This is a genomic window from uncultured Kordia sp., from assembly GCF_947489565.1.
GTDB lineage: Bacteria > Bacteroidota > Bacteroidia > Flavobacteriales > Flavobacteriaceae > Kordia.
Map to the genome: position 1 here is coordinate 25,327 of NZ_CANLEA010000035.1, position 16,907 is coordinate 42,233.

At 35.1% G+C, this 16,907-nt stretch carries 9 protein-coding genes; 6 read left to right on the forward strand and 3 right to left on the reverse strand.

Going from position 1 to position 16,907, the window contains the following annotated elements; translation table 11 throughout:
- Positions 1-273: 273 nt before the first annotated feature.
- Positions 274-4,332, reverse strand: a complete 4,059-nt coding sequence (locus Q0845_RS26795; RefSeq protein WP_298520867.1) for a gliding motility-associated C-terminal domain-containing protein — start codon at positions 4,330-4,332, stop codon at positions 274-276.
- A gap of 137 nt (positions 4,333-4,469) precedes the next feature.
- Here Q0845_RS26795 and rsmI point away from each other — a divergent pair, with 137 nt between their 5' ends.
- Entirely contained in the window at positions 4,470-5,144 is a 675-nt protein-coding gene (rsmI, locus tag Q0845_RS26800) for a 16S rRNA (cytidine(1402)-2'-O)-methyltransferase (RefSeq protein ID WP_298520869.1), read from the forward strand.
- Between the two features lie 604 nt (positions 5,145-5,748).
- Here the strand turns inward: rsmI and Q0845_RS26805 are convergent.
- Complete coding sequence (locus Q0845_RS26805) at positions 5,749-6,423, reverse strand: class I SAM-dependent methyltransferase (RefSeq protein WP_298520872.1); 675 nt, start codon at positions 6,421-6,423, stop codon at positions 5,749-5,751.
- Positions 6,424-6,580: 157 nt separating this feature from the next.
- On the opposite strand from Q0845_RS26805, the gene Q0845_RS26810 reads away from it, so the two are divergent.
- The 3 genes from Q0845_RS26810 to Q0845_RS26820 all read left to right on the forward strand — a co-directional run bounded on the left by Q0845_RS26810 (position 6,581) and on the right by Q0845_RS26820 (position 12,875).
- Positions 6,581-9,157: a T9SS type A sorting domain-containing protein gene (locus Q0845_RS26810; RefSeq protein ID WP_298520875.1), complete on the forward strand. Its 2,577-nt coding sequence runs from the start codon at positions 6,581-6,583 to the stop codon at positions 9,155-9,157.
- Positions 9,158-9,430: 273 nt separating this feature from the next.
- Complete coding sequence (locus Q0845_RS26815) at positions 9,431-11,884, forward strand: DUF4114 domain-containing protein (RefSeq protein ID WP_298520878.1); 2,454 nt, start codon at positions 9,431-9,433, stop codon at positions 11,882-11,884.
- A gap of 229 nt (positions 11,885-12,113) precedes the next feature.
- Complete coding sequence (locus tag Q0845_RS26820; RefSeq protein ID WP_298520881.1) at positions 12,114-12,875, forward strand: alpha/beta fold hydrolase; 762 nt, start codon at positions 12,114-12,116, stop codon at positions 12,873-12,875.
- Between the two features lie 8 nt (positions 12,876-12,883).
- On the opposite strand, the gene Q0845_RS26825 is transcribed toward Q0845_RS26820, so the two are convergent.
- Positions 12,884-14,944, reverse strand: coding sequence for a tetratricopeptide repeat protein (locus Q0845_RS26825; protein WP_298520884.1), 2,061 nt, complete (start codon positions 14,942-14,944; stop codon positions 12,884-12,886).
- Between the two features lie 142 nt (positions 14,945-15,086).
- Here Q0845_RS26825 and Q0845_RS26830 point away from each other — a divergent pair, with 142 nt between their 5' ends.
- Entirely contained in the window at positions 15,087-15,365 is a 279-nt protein-coding gene (locus Q0845_RS26830; protein WP_298520887.1) for a hypothetical protein, read from the forward strand.
- Between the two features lie 67 nt (positions 15,366-15,432).
- On the forward strand, positions 15,433-16,686 hold the full coding sequence (locus Q0845_RS26835) for an oligosaccharide flippase family protein (protein ID WP_298520889.1): 1,254 nt from the start codon (positions 15,433-15,435) through the stop codon (positions 16,684-16,686).
- The last annotated feature ends 221 nt before the right edge of the window (positions 16,687-16,907 follow it).

Genomic DNA, 16,907 nt, shown 5'->3' on the forward strand with positions numbered 1-16,907 from the left:
TCCTACCTACACAGGAATGACAAATTGTAAAAAATACAACAGTAACGTCATGTTTAACTTTTACGTTCGGTGTATCGAAGTGTAATTTAATATCACACAAGAGTGACAAAAATCTAAAAGCGATAGCGAGTCCAAAAGATCACGTAAAAGTGAGAACAATTTAAAATTCAACATTTACAATAAAAAAATCACATAAGAGAGTGAGAAAAAAATCTAAAAGCGTAGCGATCTAATAGCGTCAGCGGTCTAAGAGCAAAGCGATCTTTTTAAAGCCTAATAATTCAAATATATCCAACCTGTTTTTTCAATAGTATTTCCTTGTAATTTGAGCACATAGAAATAAGTTCCAACAGGCAAGCGCTCATTTTTATTGAACAATACTACATTTTGATTGGCTTCTCCATTCCAATTGTTGGTATAATTCCTTGTTTTGTAAACGATGGTTCCCCAACGATTAAATATAACCACTTCATTGTCGGTATAATTGTCTAAACAAGCTATTTCCCATACATCATTTACGCCATCATCGTTTGGAGAAAAACCACTCGGAATTTCTAAACAATCTGGAAATGTAACTGCGGTTGCACTATTATTAGCGAGGTTTATGTCAGTTGCTGCTTGATCTATGATTTGAACAATATTGGAATAATCATCACCATCTACAACTATCACTGTTAAGGTTAATGTGGCTGAACTTCCAGCTGTTAATGCGGTAATGCTCCACAACTGTGTATTAGGATCATACATTCCATTACTTGCTACGTGTGATACATACTGATATCCGTTTGGAAGCAATTCTTCTATAATGACATTTGTTGCATCTTCACTACTATTGTTGGTAATAGTAATGGTGAACTGAATCGTTTCTCCAATAGAAGGCATATCAATATCTACAACTTTTTCAATTCCTAAATCGACACAAGAAACCGCGGTTACCTCAACAATTTCACGTGCTATTCCAGGGCAGTTATTCTCATTGATGATTTCAATTTCATAGGTTGTATCTGTCGTAACAGCTCCTGTTTCAAACGTAGTTCCTGTAAATACAATTTGAGTAGGATTCGAAGCTTCATACCAATTATAAGTATAAGTCATTATTGGATTGTTAATCACCAGCATGGTAGTATCTCCAATACAAACTTCGGTATTTTCTATTGCCAAATCAACATCATTATGAATTTCAAAAACAGCTATTTGGAGTTGTATTTCGTCATCATCTGCCAGCGAATCGCCTAAATCATCTACATCAAAACTCGTATTTACATCACTATCTAAGTCGATAATATTGGTTGCCGTAATTTCTGCAGTTGTTTCATATTGATTGGCAGAGTTATCTACATTTAAAATGGTCGTTGTAATTTCTGCAGTAAACGTATTGCTGCCTGCTGCACTTGCAATAGAAATTCCTGAAAGTTCCCACATTCCTGTAGCAGCTGTATAGGTTCCGCCTGCATTATCTGAAACATACGTAAAACCTGGCGTATTTAAATAGTGTTCAACAGCTACATTTTCTACATCATCCGGACCGTTGTTTGTGATGGTTAGCGTAAAAATAGCATCATCTCCTTCACAGTATTCTGTTTGATTTGGTGTTAGTGAAATTTCCAAATCGGCACTTGGCGGAAGTGGTAATACATTTAAGGTGGCAAGCACACTAGATGCATCAACATTATTCAGATTGGAAAAGTTTGCAAATTCATTCGTATATAAATCGCTCACGGCGGAAGTAACTAAAACGGCAAAAGTACAGTTGGCAACACCATCTGGAATTACCAAATTGGCAATTCCGACAAAATCATCATTTGTCAATCCAACAAAATCTGCTGTAGCGCCGTTACTTTGCACCCAATACGGATCGCCCGCTAAGACAATTCCCGCAGGTAAATTATCTGTAAAAGAAATTCCTGATTGCGCTAAATTTCCAGGAACATTCTCAATGGTAAACGTTAATAGCGAAGTTTCAGTCGCAATAATTTCATCTGGTGTAAATGTTTTGGTTACGCTTGGCGATAGTACCTGCACACTAGAAATAGAAATATTGGTACTTGGATCTGATTCTGCATTGTTGGCAGGATCAGGCTGTACTTCGGCAACATTGGTAAACGAACCACCAAAATTAGGTGCCGTCACAGGAATTATGATTTGTATAGTAGCATCTGGATCTAATAAAGGAATAATTCCAGAAACTTCATTGGTTGTAGTATCTACATTAAATGTGGTAATACAAGTAGCGTTTCCACTCGTTACTGTACAGGTTGGTGTTCCCGTAATTGTAAAAGCATTGTTTACTGTCGTTGTAAATATGGCATCGGTTGCCGTAGAACTTGTAATACTATTGGTAATATCAACAATCCAGTCAAAATTTGAATTTATAGGTGTTGTTGCCTGCGACGGATACGTTTGAATGATTAAATCGACACAAGAAGTCAAGTAACTTGTTTCCGTAACTGTTTGCGCAGCACCTACGCCCACAATATTTAACGTAGCTGCATTTGTTACTGGTACGACCAAACTTGAACATTGTGGATTCCAATTGACAACTACTTCAAATGTAATTGAACTTTGAGCAGGAAGTATCCAGTTTTCAGCTTCGGTAATTTCCCAGAATACCTCATCAATTGCAGTGAGTTCAACACCTATATTGGCATTTGGTATTGGAATACAAGCTGCAGTTCCTGTGGTTTCTATACAAGTTACCGATTGTAATGTTCCTGTAGCAACACTATTGCCTCCATAATAATCACTCAATATTAATGGAACATCGTTTGGATTGTTATTATTAATCGTAATATGATACGTAATATCTCCCCAAGGAATAGGATTGTCTTCCGAACTTCCTAACGGCAATGCAGGACTCACTTGTGTTTTTGAAATAGATACACTGTCTGGACTTACACAATCATCAGTTCCCATAGATTGTGGTAAGGTTATGGTATTGAATTCGTTATTATCGCCAGGAGCACAATCGACATGTTCTAACATATTAACGGTACTTCTAAAAGGAGAATCAATGACTGTATCTGTTGGACAATCGGGTTCCATATATTGCACTACGGTTTCTATAATAATCGTTGCTCCTGCTGGAATCGGAAAATCTTCCACTACCCAAAATTGATTACCAATATCAAAGTTAATATCTGCACAATCTACGCCTCCAGTAGCACTGACACAGGTAATAGAGATAAAATCGAAAGAAATTCCTAAGTTTTGTAAAAAGAACTGAATGGTCGTATCTAATGGACCACTATTGGTCAATGTCGTTTGATAGGTTACTTGTTGATTCCAATCAGATAATACACCAGCTGGTAGCGGATCTATTTGTTCTGTAGCAATGGAAACATCTGTACATGGACATACTGTTGAATCTACCAAATCTGTGATTTCTATATTCGATTGATTGGAAGCGGTATTGGCTTCTGCCAGATTAATTTCCGCAAAACTCTGTGCTACTATTAATTCAGATTCAAGACCACAATCGCCTTCATTATACTCAAAAACAGCGCTAAATGTTAAGCTTGATTGTGCCGGAAAAATAATTTCCTGACCATACGTATATACAGTTGTTAAAGGTGTAATGATAAATGGAGGTCCTGGAAGTGGTCCAAAATCTCCTGGACAGTTAGCACCATTGGTACTTCCAATACATTGTAACGATAGTAATCGCAGTATGGTATTCCCGTTCACAGAATTAGAAGCCAAACCTTGCAACAAATTAAAATCATCAATTGGATATTGAATAGTACTGTTATTTGTAATGGTAAATTCAAAGGTAACTTGATCGCCCCATGCAGAAATTCCTGTACCCGAAGTTGGGTTTACTTGTAAATATGAAACTGTAAAATCTAATGGAACATAAGTTACATCCATAGAAATGATAGACGTATTTCCATCTAGCGAAGTATCAGTAGTTCCATCTGGCGGTGTTATGGTTGCTGTTGTAGAAATTCCTCCAGAAGTCTTTGGCGCTCTTACCAAAATTCGAATTTGCACACTAGAAGCTGTAGGTAAATTTGGAAGCAACGCTGTAGCAACACCTGTATTTCCATCATACACAAAATTAGTAGCATCTACGGCACCACCAACTGCATTCAAACTTTCAAAAGTCAATGCCTCTACATTGGGTGCAAATTGTTGTGAAAATGTAGCATTACTTACATCATTTCCTGAGTTACTTATCGTGGTAACATAGTAAAATTCTTGAAAAAGTACAATGTTAGAAATTGGTGTTCCACTAAGGTCAGTAGCTTCAATACTTGCAGATAAATCTGTGGTTTGAGTCCATCCAACATAAAAACTGAACAAGCAAAAAACGGTTACGTAAAGTTGTTTCATATTATTATAATGATGGGGGAAATCCAAAAAGGTTGCGTATACATAACAATTAAAGTATAGGAATTACGACATTTTATGTTGTAATAGTTATTTTTGAACCGAAAATGTAACGGAAATTTCAACCGCTTAAATTCATATTGATGAAACTTTATATTGTGCCAACACCTATCGGAAACCTTCAAGATATGACTTTTAGAGCTATTGAAGTGTTAAAAAGTGTAGATTTTATTTTGGCAGAAGATACACGTACCAGCGGAAAACTCCTGAAGCATTTCGACATTAATACACCTATGTATAGTCACCATATGCACAACGAGCATAAAACGACTGAAGCTTTAGTACAACGAATGAAAGCAGGCGAAACTTTTGCCTTAATCAGTGATGCTGGAACGCCCGCAATTTCCGATCCTGGATTTTTATTGACACGTGAATGTATTTCAAATAATATTCCAGTAGAGTGTTTGCCTGGTGCAACTGCTTTTGTGCCTGCCTTGGTAAATAGCGGATTGCCCAATGATAAATTTGTCTTTGAAGGTTTTTTGCCTGTTAAAAAAGGAAGGCAGACACGTTTTAAAATTTTGGCAGAAGAAACGCGTACCATGATTTTTTATGAATCACCACATAAACTCGTCAAAACATTAGGACATTTTTGTGAATACTTTGGCGAAGACCGACAGGTTTCTGTGTCTCGCGAATTGACCAAACTCTACGAAGAAAATATTCGTGGTACCGCGAAAGAAGTCTTAGCTCATTATCAAAACAAAGCTCCTAAAGGTGAAATTGTAGTTATTGTGGAAGGAAAAGGGAAATAGTTTTTTTAGACTCGCTTTCGCTTTTAGACTACTGTCGTTGTTAGAATTTTAGACTCACTTCACTTTTAGACACGTTATCACTTTAGATTTTAGAATTCTTTGGAAAAGAAACAAGACCTTTAGAGTCAAAATTCTAGACATTTTCACAGTAAAACCTTGATTTTAAAATAGATATCGATACAATTTTTCTTCATTTTATTACGAAAAATCACTCGATCAGACGATTTAGAAAAAGACAGAATTTCGTCATACTTAACTTGATTCAGTATCGCATAAGAGTGAGAAATAATTTAAAATTTAGCATTCAACATAACAACAAACGTTAGCGAGAGTTTTACAACTGATGCCGCCAAACAAGCTTGAAACGTATTGAGTATTTTCAAAAGAAAACTCTGTGTATACTTCAAAGTGGATTCCGCAATAAATGCGGAATGACACAAGAGTAAACATCGGTGAATTCGTGATTAAAAAAGAATAAGAGAAAAATACAAGAGTGAGAACAATCTAAAATTCAACACTTAGCATTCAACATAACAAAAGAACAAGTCTAAAAGCAAAGCGATCTAATATCTAATAGCGATAGCGGTCTAACAGCAAAGCAAATCTAAAAAACAGTATACAAAGTCGTCACAATCACACCTTTTCCGTTCTTTGGAACTATTGATAGCAATTGTTTTTCTTCTTTTACTTTAAAATGAAATGGAGCTGCTAACAAATCTATGCCACTTTGTTTTTTGAGTCGAATGCCTTGTCCTGAAATAATATCTTTATTTGGAATAAAACTTCCATTCGGTAGATGTTCTGTGAGAATTACATACGGATACTTTTCTAACTTTCGCACCACTTTTTCCACCTCAGCGTTTGATAAATGTTGCAATACTTGTCGTACCAGAGCACAATCAGCAATTGGTAAGGCATCAACAGCAATATCCAAACAGTGAAACGTTACACTTTCAGCAGAAAACTTTTTTGTATTGCGTACAATTAAATCAGGAACAATATCTACAGCAATGTATGTTGAAGCATATGTAATCAATTCTTTTCCAACATTAAAATCGCCACAACCCAAATCGCAAACGATCAGCGGTTTTTCAACAGAAGTCAAAAACGAGCGTACAACTTCTACATACGGATTCACTAGCTCAGGATCGTGAGAACCTTCACCAGAATAAAAATCTGCATTTCCTTTTCCCCAAAGATGTAACTCATAAACCTGTTCCATAGCAGCTTTGGTTGGCCAAGGTTTCTTTCTTTTTTTGCTTGCGTTTTCATCATTCATACAAACAAATATAACGATAAGACCGCATTTTCACCTTTTCGAAAATTTGGTTAGTCAACAGAAAATTGCATTTCGTCTACAGTTAAACTGATAGCACCGACGATCGCGTTTTTCCCTTTTTTGAGTTTCTAGATTTGTGATGTAAATAACAAACGTCATGAAGAATATACTACTATTTTTAAGTATCCTTACTACAGCAATTACAAACGCTCAAAACGAACCATTTAACTGCGTTTATAATGCATATTTGTTTCAATATAATGATGTCTATTCAATTGATTTAGCTTCTGGAAGTTCATTTCTAGTAGCGGAGAATGTAACCTCAGGAAATATCAATGCAGCAGCCTACAATCCTACAGATGGATATATTTGGGGCTCGTTAACATCTCCCGCAAAAACCATTGTACGAATTGGTGAAGACTTTCAAACAACCACTTATTATGTAGACGAATTGCCTTCTTCAAACAGATACGTTGGCGATGTAAGTGCTACAGGAGTTTATCACTTAAAAGGAGGCGGAACAACCTATTATAAAATTGACGTAGATCCTAATTCAGAAACCTACACACAACATTTAAGTACAGAAACTTTATCGCAAAACATAAATATTCATGATTGGGCATTTAATGCAGTTGATAATATGTTATATACGGTTGAAAAAGGATCTAATAAACTATACAGAATTAACCCAAATACAAATACAGTACAATCATTAGGTACAGTTCCTATTTTATCAGGTTTAAATTATACCTATGGCGCTGTATATTTTGATGCTTCTGGACGTTTTTATGTATCTGCCAATCAAACAGGAACTATATATGTAATTCAAGCCGTACAAGATTTAAACGGTAGTAACGGAATGGTTTCTAATTTGTTTGCTTTTGGACCATCAAGTGCTAGTAATGATGGTGCACGTTGTCCAACAGCGCCAGTAGCTCAGGAAATTTGTGATAATGGTATTGATGATGACGGCGATGGTTTGATTGATTGTCAAGATCCTTCTTGCTCAGGTTATGGCGAATGCGAAGTGATCAATCCAGAATCTTCTGGTGGAAATGAAGGTGGATTGGAAAGCAATGGAAGATTGTCTGATGCTATCAACAAACGTAATTACAATCGTGCAAAAACCAGCTTTAAGTTTGATAGAAGAAATGCACCAAAAGTATTAAGATCACAGTTTTATGCAGAATCGAATCCAAATGGTTTTGAATTGCAAGACTTTATTCCATTAGATATTATCAATGAAGATGACGCCATCGAGTCTACTCCAGCAGATTTGGTAAACATTACCAATGCTACAGAAATTTATTCGGTAGATTATATCAAAGGAGACAACTCCGTAGCTTCAATCTTAGCTTTAAAAACAGAAAATGGTGTATATGAACACACAAAGTATATTTGCGATCGTTTGCTCGGCGCAGAATTGATTTCAGTATCAACTATTGATATCAACGGACAACAGTTTATAAAATCGCTTATAAAAAACACAGACAATACTGTTGAATTCGTACTAAGTCTTTCGGCAAAAGTAGTGAATAACGATCTGAATTTTGCTGTAGAAAGTCACTGGAATCTAGACAAATATGAAAGCGATGTAACGTTTTACAACTTTCAAATCTGGTCAAATTCTTTGGATGATTTATACCTTTTGGGAGAAGAAGTATTGAACTTATTAAGTGTTCAAAAACCAATTTCAGACTATAACAATTCTACGCCACCAACAGTTTTTGTGCGCAAAGGAACCTACGAAAATGGTGCGCTCGATTTACAAATCATCAACACAAACGCTACATCAACCGTTGCTTTTGATGCAGGATATAGAACTACGGAAACGAATGAGTTTGACACTATGAGTTCATCATTAGACTTGAACGGAAATTACATTACCAACTTGCAAGTGCCAACAGGAAACTTATTTGATATAGGATTTAGAATTGGCGATGGCGTTGCTACTCCAGACGATTTATTTATGTCTGATGGTCCTTGGGGAATTGATGATTCGCAAGAAAGCACTACCGTATTGAATTATGAGATTTCACCAAATGATTTCGAATTTGATGCAGATGTATTTCCAATCGAAAGAAACATAGCATTACATGCAACTACAAGCACTTATTTTGCAGCATACAGAGCCTTGACACCAAGATTCAAAGCAGTCGATTTAACCGATTATAATACGTTCAACTTTACAGCGAGCGGAACAGGAAAACTCGAAATTGCATTTGTAAAGGCAAGTATTAGCAATTGGGAAGCACAACCTAAAACACTCATTACACTTACAGATACTGATCAAGAATATAACATTCCAATTTCAAATTTATCATCCACAACAAATGACAATATAGCTTTAAACGATGTGAAAACTATCGTATTCACCATCGCTTCCGAAAACGGACAACTTATTACACGTACAATAGACGTATCACATTTATATTTCTCAAGTGAAAGCACTTTAAGTGTTTTAGATATTGAAAACGAAACAAAAGCGATCTCAGCGGTTCCAAATCCGATGACATCGAAAACAAACATCCTATTTACTGCAAAGCAATCCGAGGACGTACAATTAGTTGTTTATGACCAAGTAGGCAAGGTAGTTTATACAATAAAGGTTAGCACCGAAGTTGGTCAAAACACAATCCCCCTAAACCGAAATAATTGGCGTCCTGGATTGTATTTCTGTAAAATAGCAGGAAACAAACAAACCTACAAAACCCTAAAACTCATAGTTAAATAATGGTATAAGATTTTTTTTCATGGTGATAATTTTTATTGGTTAATTAAGAAAAGGCAAAAGAAGTGATTCTTTTGCCTTTTTTATGCTATTAAAACATTGTTTATACGATTTAAAAAACGCTTGAAACACCTTTATTTATTGGCTTTGTAGAGTTTTACAAAAATGGTTAGTCTGAAGAAAATTGCATTTCATCTACACTTAAAATGATCGTGCCGTGAATCGGGTTTTTCGAAGTTTTCAGTCCCTAGCTTTGTAATATAAATACAGAATATTATGAAAAAACTACTACTACTTTTAAGCATATTTGCTACGGCAACCACCATCGCACAGAACTATCAATATTTAGGTGATTTTACTTCTAACGGAACACCCCTATATTTAGAAACTCCAGGAGATAATGTTTCGGTAGAGACACAAGAAATGATTAGCAATTCTCTCCCAGAAAGCTATCCTGTTCCAGATTACAATCCGCATTATATTTCGTCTGGTTATGATACTGATTTAAGTATCAATCAAACTGCCGATGTTTGGGTAACCTTTATCAGTGAAGGTGCTGGTTACAGAAATGTATTAGGGTTTTACACATATGATCTTAACAATCCTCCAACAACAGCTCCAAGTAACGAAGACATCACCATTATTTTTCCAAATGCTTCTGCTTTAGGAAGCGGCGGCGGATTGCAAGTTGGTGACAAGGTAAAAATCGGAACTTTTGAAGCAGGAACAGGAATTGGTTGGGTTTTATTAGCAAACGCATGGAGTTCAAGCGCAAGTACGGTTGGAACAGGTTTGTGGAAATTATATTCTAACCCAGATTATAACCCAGAAGCTGATCCAAATTTACGTTACCATAATGTATTATTAAACGATCCAGATAATGAACGTATTATTCTTGGTTTTGAAGACATTCGTCGCGACTATGGTTCTTGTGATAATGATTTTAACGATGCTATTTTTTATGTAACTGCAAATCCTTATAGCGCATTAAAAACGACCAATTACGCCGATGTAGAAAGTTCTTCAAATGTGACTTCAGCTTATGATGGCGGATTGGAAAGTAATGGAAATCTAGCAGGTTTAATAGCACAACGCAACCTAAGAAGAACACAAACTGGAGATTCGCAAAATCAAAAACAGTTACAAGCATTTTTTGATAAGCAAACCTATGTTTCCGAAAATCCAGAAAGTGACACAAATTTAGATTCTTATTTACCAGATACAGGCATGTTCGGCACCGAAACTGCACACATATCAAGTCCAACAGATTTACTAGAAATAACAAATGCTTCAGAAATATTTGCTTTGGATATGTATCAAGAAAACACACGTGTTTCTGCGGTATTGGCAACGGCTACGGAAGGTGCTATTTACGATCATTCTAAAGTTATTTGTGACCGATTGAATAATTCATCGCTAGAAGATGTGCGAACAGTAATTGTAAGAGGTCATCAACTCATCAGTGCTAAAATAAAAAGACCTACAGGCGAAACGGAATATACATTGAGTTTCTCTGTAAAATTAGGCGAAGCCGCTAATGAATTGTATAGTTTCTGGAATATTGCGCAATATCCTGAAGGTGATTATTTCAATTTTCAAATTTGGGGAAGCTCATTCTCGCAAGTATTTACGATAGGAAACCATATTATTGATACACTTACGCTAGAAAAGCCATTGAACAGTCAAATTGTAAATGATGTCATTCCACCAGTATTTGTAAGTTCTGGTTATTATACGAACGGAAACATTCATTTAAACCTCATCAATAAAGTAAATGCAACTTCTTTTTTATTTGATGCAAACATGGCAGCTAACGAAGTTTCCGAACGCACTAGCATTTCACAAAATGTTTCTTTAACTGGAGACTGGAATGATACTGTAACCATTGCGACAGGACAGTTGTTTGATATTGGACTCTCCTTAAGTACAGACGTTTCTGCTCAGCAAGATGCTTTGTATTTAGCTGATGGACCTTGGGGGATTGATTACCAAGAAGACAATGTAATCGTCAATAATTTTTCGGTAGATAATACAACAGTAGAAGATCTCGAAAACACCTATGAAGTGGAAAGACAAGCAACAGTTTCTGGACAAGTACAAGGAACTATCAATTTGTTCAGACATGTATTACCAGGCGATCAAACCTTAGATGTAAGTATGTATGATGCTTTTCAATTTAACATTACCAACTCGCAACCTGTGGAAATTATCTTATTACAAGAAGGTTTAACCGATTGGAACAACCGTTACAGAGTAACCATTTCACAAAATAATACCGAAACCATGTATCGCATTCCGTTCAATGAATTTGAAGATGGTAATGGAAATCCGGCAGATATAAGCAATGTAAAAACCATCATATTTTCAACACAAGGCGATTATCACAGTTACACACCATTTAACATACAAGTACATACTGCGCGTTTTGGGATGGAAAACACACTTGATATCGCTGAATATGAAATAGAAGCTGCAACAAACAAAATATTGGCTGTGCCTAATCCAATGACAACACAAACTCAAATACAATTCACAGCCAAACAATCCGAGGACGTACAATTGCTGATGTATGACCAAGTAGGCAAGGTAGTTTATACAACAAAGGTTAAAAGCCAAATTGGTCAAAACACGGTTTCCCTAAGCCGAAATAACCTGCGTCCCGGATTGTATTTCTGCAACCTAAGCAGTCGTACTCAAACCTACAAAACCCTAAAACTCATAGTTAAATAATGGTAGTGATTTTTTCATGGTGATTAAATTTGGTTAATTAAGAAAAGGCAAAAAGATTGGATTCTTTTGCCTTTTTTGTTGTTTGTAAAAAGTTTAATTTCGAATCTATTTTAAGCATTAAAAAATTAACATCCTGAAAGAACAACTTTATCATATAAAAACAAAGGATAACGAAAACATTGCTCTTTGGAAATTAAATTCTGAAAAGGTTGATAACAAACATATCTTTTTGACGCATGGGACATTTTCAAATAGAAAAATATGCAGCGGAATTGCATCATATTTAACCGAAAAAGGGTTTACATGTTGGATAATGGAATGGAGAAATCATGGAAAAAGCTCAAAGAGTAAGCATCCATTTAATTTTGAAACTATCGCAAAATACGACCTCGAATCAACCTTCGAGTTTTTATTTGATATTCAGAATCTAAATAGTATAGATTGTTTAACTCATAGTGGTGGCGGAATTATTTTGACAATGTTTTTAATTAACAATCCAAACTATAATTCGAAAATTAATAGCATTACCTTATTTGGAGTGCAAGCTTTTGGTGCAGGAAATAAACTCAATAATAGACTAAAAATATTATTTAGTAAATATGTTACTTTTTTAATAGGCAAAGTTCCTTCAAAAGCAGTTGGATCCACTGAACACAGTGAAAGTTATTACACTATGAAACAATGGTTTAACTGGAATTTAAAGAATAACTTTATAGGAGAAAATAATTTTGACTATTTAAAAGAAATGAAAAATGTTACTATTCCAATATTATCCATTTGTGCAAAAGGAGATCGTTTTATTGCACCAAAAGAAGGTTGTGAAGAGTTTTTAAAAGCATTCAAAAATGAAAAAAATAGGCTGCTTTTTTATTCAAAAGAAAATGGAAATTTAGAAGATTACAATCATAGTCGAATTTTAAAATCTAAAAATTCTAAAAGAGAGATTTGGCCAATAGTAGAAAATTGGATTGCTCACAAAACGCTAAATTGAGAACTTCCTTAAAAACGTTTCCCATCAAAAACCCACTTCAATCGAATTCCAATCTCCGTAAACGTAAATCCTGCTGCCGTTGCGGAAGCAATATTACTTCGTGTACCAAATATATTGGCCAAACAACGATCGGAGAATTTATATCCCAATTTCCCTTGAAAACGATACGTACTTTGTGAATCTTGATCTTCAATATATTGCAAACCTGTCGCAGCCGTAAGTTCATAAAACCATTCGTCAACTTTGGTGATGTTTTCATCTTTGATTAAGTTTAAGAAAACTTCGCCAGCGTTGAATGTTGAAGGACTGAAATAAATAGTTGGCACCTGATTTTCAAAGGTAATGTACTGATAGTTCAGACCGACTTTCAAAGAGGGTTTGCTCAAAAGATTATAGTACAACGAAGTAAATAACAAATGTCTGGAATTGTCATCGTTCTGCGCTGTATAATAGTATTGTGTAAACCAACCGAGATTAAAATTGGTGCTTACATTATAATTGGCGTATAAATGATTCTGTACAATCTCACGATCTAATAAATCAGCATTGAAACTCTGCAATTCACGTTTATACCCAATAGCTAAGGTTTGTAGTTTAAATGGTTTAATGTCCAAGGAAATATCTGCTAATAACTGCGTATAATCGGTAGTTTCGGCAGTTGCAGTAGTAATTCCCAAAGTTCCTTTGAAAGTTATATTGGGAACTATCTGATAGGCCAAACCAGCCGAAGCCGCGTGCGAAGTCGCTTTGTTATTGGTCACCGTATTGTTTGTCGTTCGATAGGTGTAATTCCCGAGAAGTTTCAAACGTGTTGAAAACGGAACTTCAACCGTATTTTGCACCGAAAACGCTTCATTATCACCGTTATCAAATGTATACGAGGCTTTTCCATCATAAAACGCCGAAAACTTCATATCCAATTCCTTTATAAAGTTCGTCGCATCTTTCTGATTGTCGTAAAATGTCAGTGTTTTTTTTGCGGCAGCATAGGCTTCGTCATAACGACCTAAAGCTTTTAAGACATTGGCTTTTCCTAAGTTTCCATCAAAAGACGTGGAATCGTTTACCAAAATCTGATTGTAATCAGCCAAGCTCTTTTTAAAGTTACTTTTATAGACATTTAAGGTTGCACGCAATGCCAAAATCCAGTTTTCGTTTGGTTGTGTTGAAGTGATTTCATTGATTAAATTTTCAGCTTTTGCATACTTTTTATTCCAAATTAATGCTTGAATATAACGTTCTTTCGTTTGTTGCGTTACAACGCCATCAACAGTATCTGTCAAACTATCGTATGCCAATTGACTTGATTTCAACGCTTGTTTTTCTTTTCCTTTTAAATGTTCAATCAAAGCCCAACCATTCAATACTGTTATTTTATCGGAAACATTTTTAGAGCCTTCAAGTAATGTATCATATGTTGCTTTTGCTTTGTCTAATTCGTCCATAATCAAGTACAAGTTCGCCAAATTCAACAATGCGTCTTTATCATTCGCAAAAAGTGACAGACATTCTTTTAATACGTTTTCTGCTTCAGAATACTGTTGCGCTTGCTGTTTTTGGTAGGCATTTCCTAAATAGATGTACTTTTTTGACGTCATCGCATTCGGATTTCCTGGAGAAACTTCCAATGCTTTATTGACATACTTTAAGGCTGCAGGATATTCTTTCAGGTTTGATAAAGTATTTGCAAAACCTAATAACGCAGGAAAACTAGTCGCATTTTCTGTAACTAATTTTTGGTAATACGCTTTCGCGAGATTGAACTCTTGGTTCCATAATAAAGATTCGCCGTAATTCAACTTCACTTCAAAATCGCTAGGAAAATCCTTCAATAAGTCTGTAAAGATCGTTTTTGCTTTTGCAGCATTACCATTAAGTCCAACAGCACGACCATAACACAAGCGCGCTGTTTTATTCTTTGGATAGTCTTGCAAAACCCTTTTAAAGAATGTTTCTGCTGCTGGATACTTTCCGTTTTCTAAATATGAAAAACCTTCTTTCATGTTTTGGGCAACACCCAAAAAAGACATTAATAGAAACAAAAAAAGTAGGATATATCGTGTGTTCATATACTTGATTTTTGACAATTGTAAGTTAAGCATAAGCTTCCAAACATTCGTCGCAAGAAAACTGAATCTCACCGACGATGAGCCTATTTTCAAAGGATTTCGAAGATATTTGTGTCAGTATTAATCACAAAAACTCAACAAAATGGCTTTACAAATCACACAACAAAACGGAACATTTTTATTAAATGGAAAATTAAATGCAACAACTTCTAGAGCGTTCATTATTCACTTCGAATACATCATAGAACAATACCAAAATGTAGTGGTAAATATTGATGGAGTATCTGAAATTGATTACGATGGTTTGGAAGGAATTAAAACGGTAACGGCAATCGCATTAAGAAATCACAAAATGTTCTCCGTAATCGGAAATGGTTGCAAAGATGTATATCAAGATTTTAACTGTTCGCAAGTAGCATAGTTAGTATTGAGTATATAGAAATGAGAAGTGAGATATCTTCTAATTACCTTTTTTTTAAAATAATAACATGATCGCAATCGCAAAAAAATTAAAAAGTAGCCTTACCACAGCACATTTATTTATGGTAAGTGTGTTGTTGGTAAATGGCGGAAACTACGCATACAATTTATTGTTAGGTAGATTTTTAGGTCCAGAAAAGTTTGCAGATGCTGCTGTATTAGTTACTTTTTTATTGGTACTATCTTTTGTGGCAATGACATTTCAACTGGTAACCGCAAAGTTTTCAGTACTGTTTGAAGCTACTGTTTTTAAAGCGTTTGCCGCAAGTATGTATAAGAAATCTGTGCTAACCGGAATTTTTTTAGGATTTTTAATTGTTCTTTTTGCATCAGAATTGCAAACATTTTTTAAAACCTCATCTTCGTTAATGTTTGTCGTTTTCGGATTGGGAATTCCATTGTACTTTATCATGAGTGTCAATCGCGGAATTTTTCAAGGAAAACAACAATTGGTGTCACTTTCGGTAACCTATCAAGCCGAAATGATCAGTCGTTTAGTCATCACGTTAGCACTTTTATATTTTTTACAAATTGATGCTGCTTTGATTATTTCTTTGGGAATTATTGCTTCTTTTTGCTGCGGATTGATTCCTTTTGACTTCAAAAATATTTCTTGGAAAAGTGCAACCGTACTCAACAGAAAACAAGGGAAATTGGTGCGTAACTTTTTTATTATTACTGCTTTTTATGAACTGACACAAATTATTATCAACAACAGTGATATTCTGTTGGTAAAGCATTATTTTGAATCTTATGATGCAGGATTGTATGCTTCCTTAGCCTTAATTGGACGTGTGGTATATTTCATTGCATGGATGTTTGTGATGTTGCTATTGCCTACGGTGGTAAAACTGCAAAAAGAAGGAAAATCTACGGTTCCTATCTTATTAAAATATGTCACATATATTGCTGGAATTGCAGCTGTTATTATTATTGGTTGTGTTTTGTTTCCAACACAAATCGTCACTATTTTATTTGGTGAAAGCTATTTGGCAATTACACCATTGTTATGGAAATATGCATTGGCAACAGGCATTTTTGCGCTGTCAAACATATTTGCATATTATTATTTATCCTTAGACAAATACATTCCGGTAGTACTTTCTGGATTGTTTGGAATGCTTCAAGTTCTTTTAGTGGTTTTCTTCCATGAAAATCTAGCACAAGTCGTACATGTACAAATCGTTGCCATGGTTTTATTGTTGATGGTGCAATTGTCTTTTTTCTTCTTTGAAAATAGAAATAGAGCGCTTCGCTTTTAGACCGCTTACGCTTTTAGATGTTAGATCGCTTTGCTCTTAGATTTTTCTTACTCTTATGTGATTTTTTTATTGTAAATGTTATATGTTGAAGTTTAAATTAATTCTTACTCTTAGGTGAGCTTTTAGACCGCTTACGCTGTTAGGTGTTAGATCGCTTTGCTCTTAGATTTTTCTTACTCTTATGTGATTTTTTTATTGTAAATGTTATATGTTGAAGTTTA

Bases quoted from the DNA above. Each gene is read 5' to 3' on its own strand.
- Q0845_RS26795 (WP_298520867.1), bottom strand. From the start codon at position 4,332: ATGAAACAACTTTACGTAACCGTTTTTTGCTTGTTCAGTTTTTATGTT.
- Q0845_RS26805 (WP_298520872.1), bottom strand. From the start codon at position 6,423: ATGAATGATGAAAACGCAAGCAAAAAAAGAAAGAAACCTTGGCCAACC.
- Q0845_RS26810 (WP_298520875.1), top strand. From the start codon at position 6,581: ATGAAGAATATACTACTATTTTTAAGTATCCTTACTACAGCAATTACA.
- Q0845_RS26815 (WP_298520878.1), top strand. From the start codon at position 9,431: ATGAAAAAACTACTACTACTTTTAAGCATATTTGCTACGGCAACCACC.
- Q0845_RS26825 (WP_298520884.1), bottom strand. From the start codon at position 14,944: ATGAACACACGATATATCCTACTTTTTTTGTTTCTATTAATGTCTTTT.
- Q0845_RS26830 (WP_298520887.1), top strand. From the start codon at position 15,087: ATGGCTTTACAAATCACACAACAAAACGGAACATTTTTATTAAATGGA.
- Q0845_RS26835 (WP_298520889.1), top strand. From the start codon at position 15,433: ATGATCGCAATCGCAAAAAAATTAAAAAGTAGCCTTACCACAGCACAT.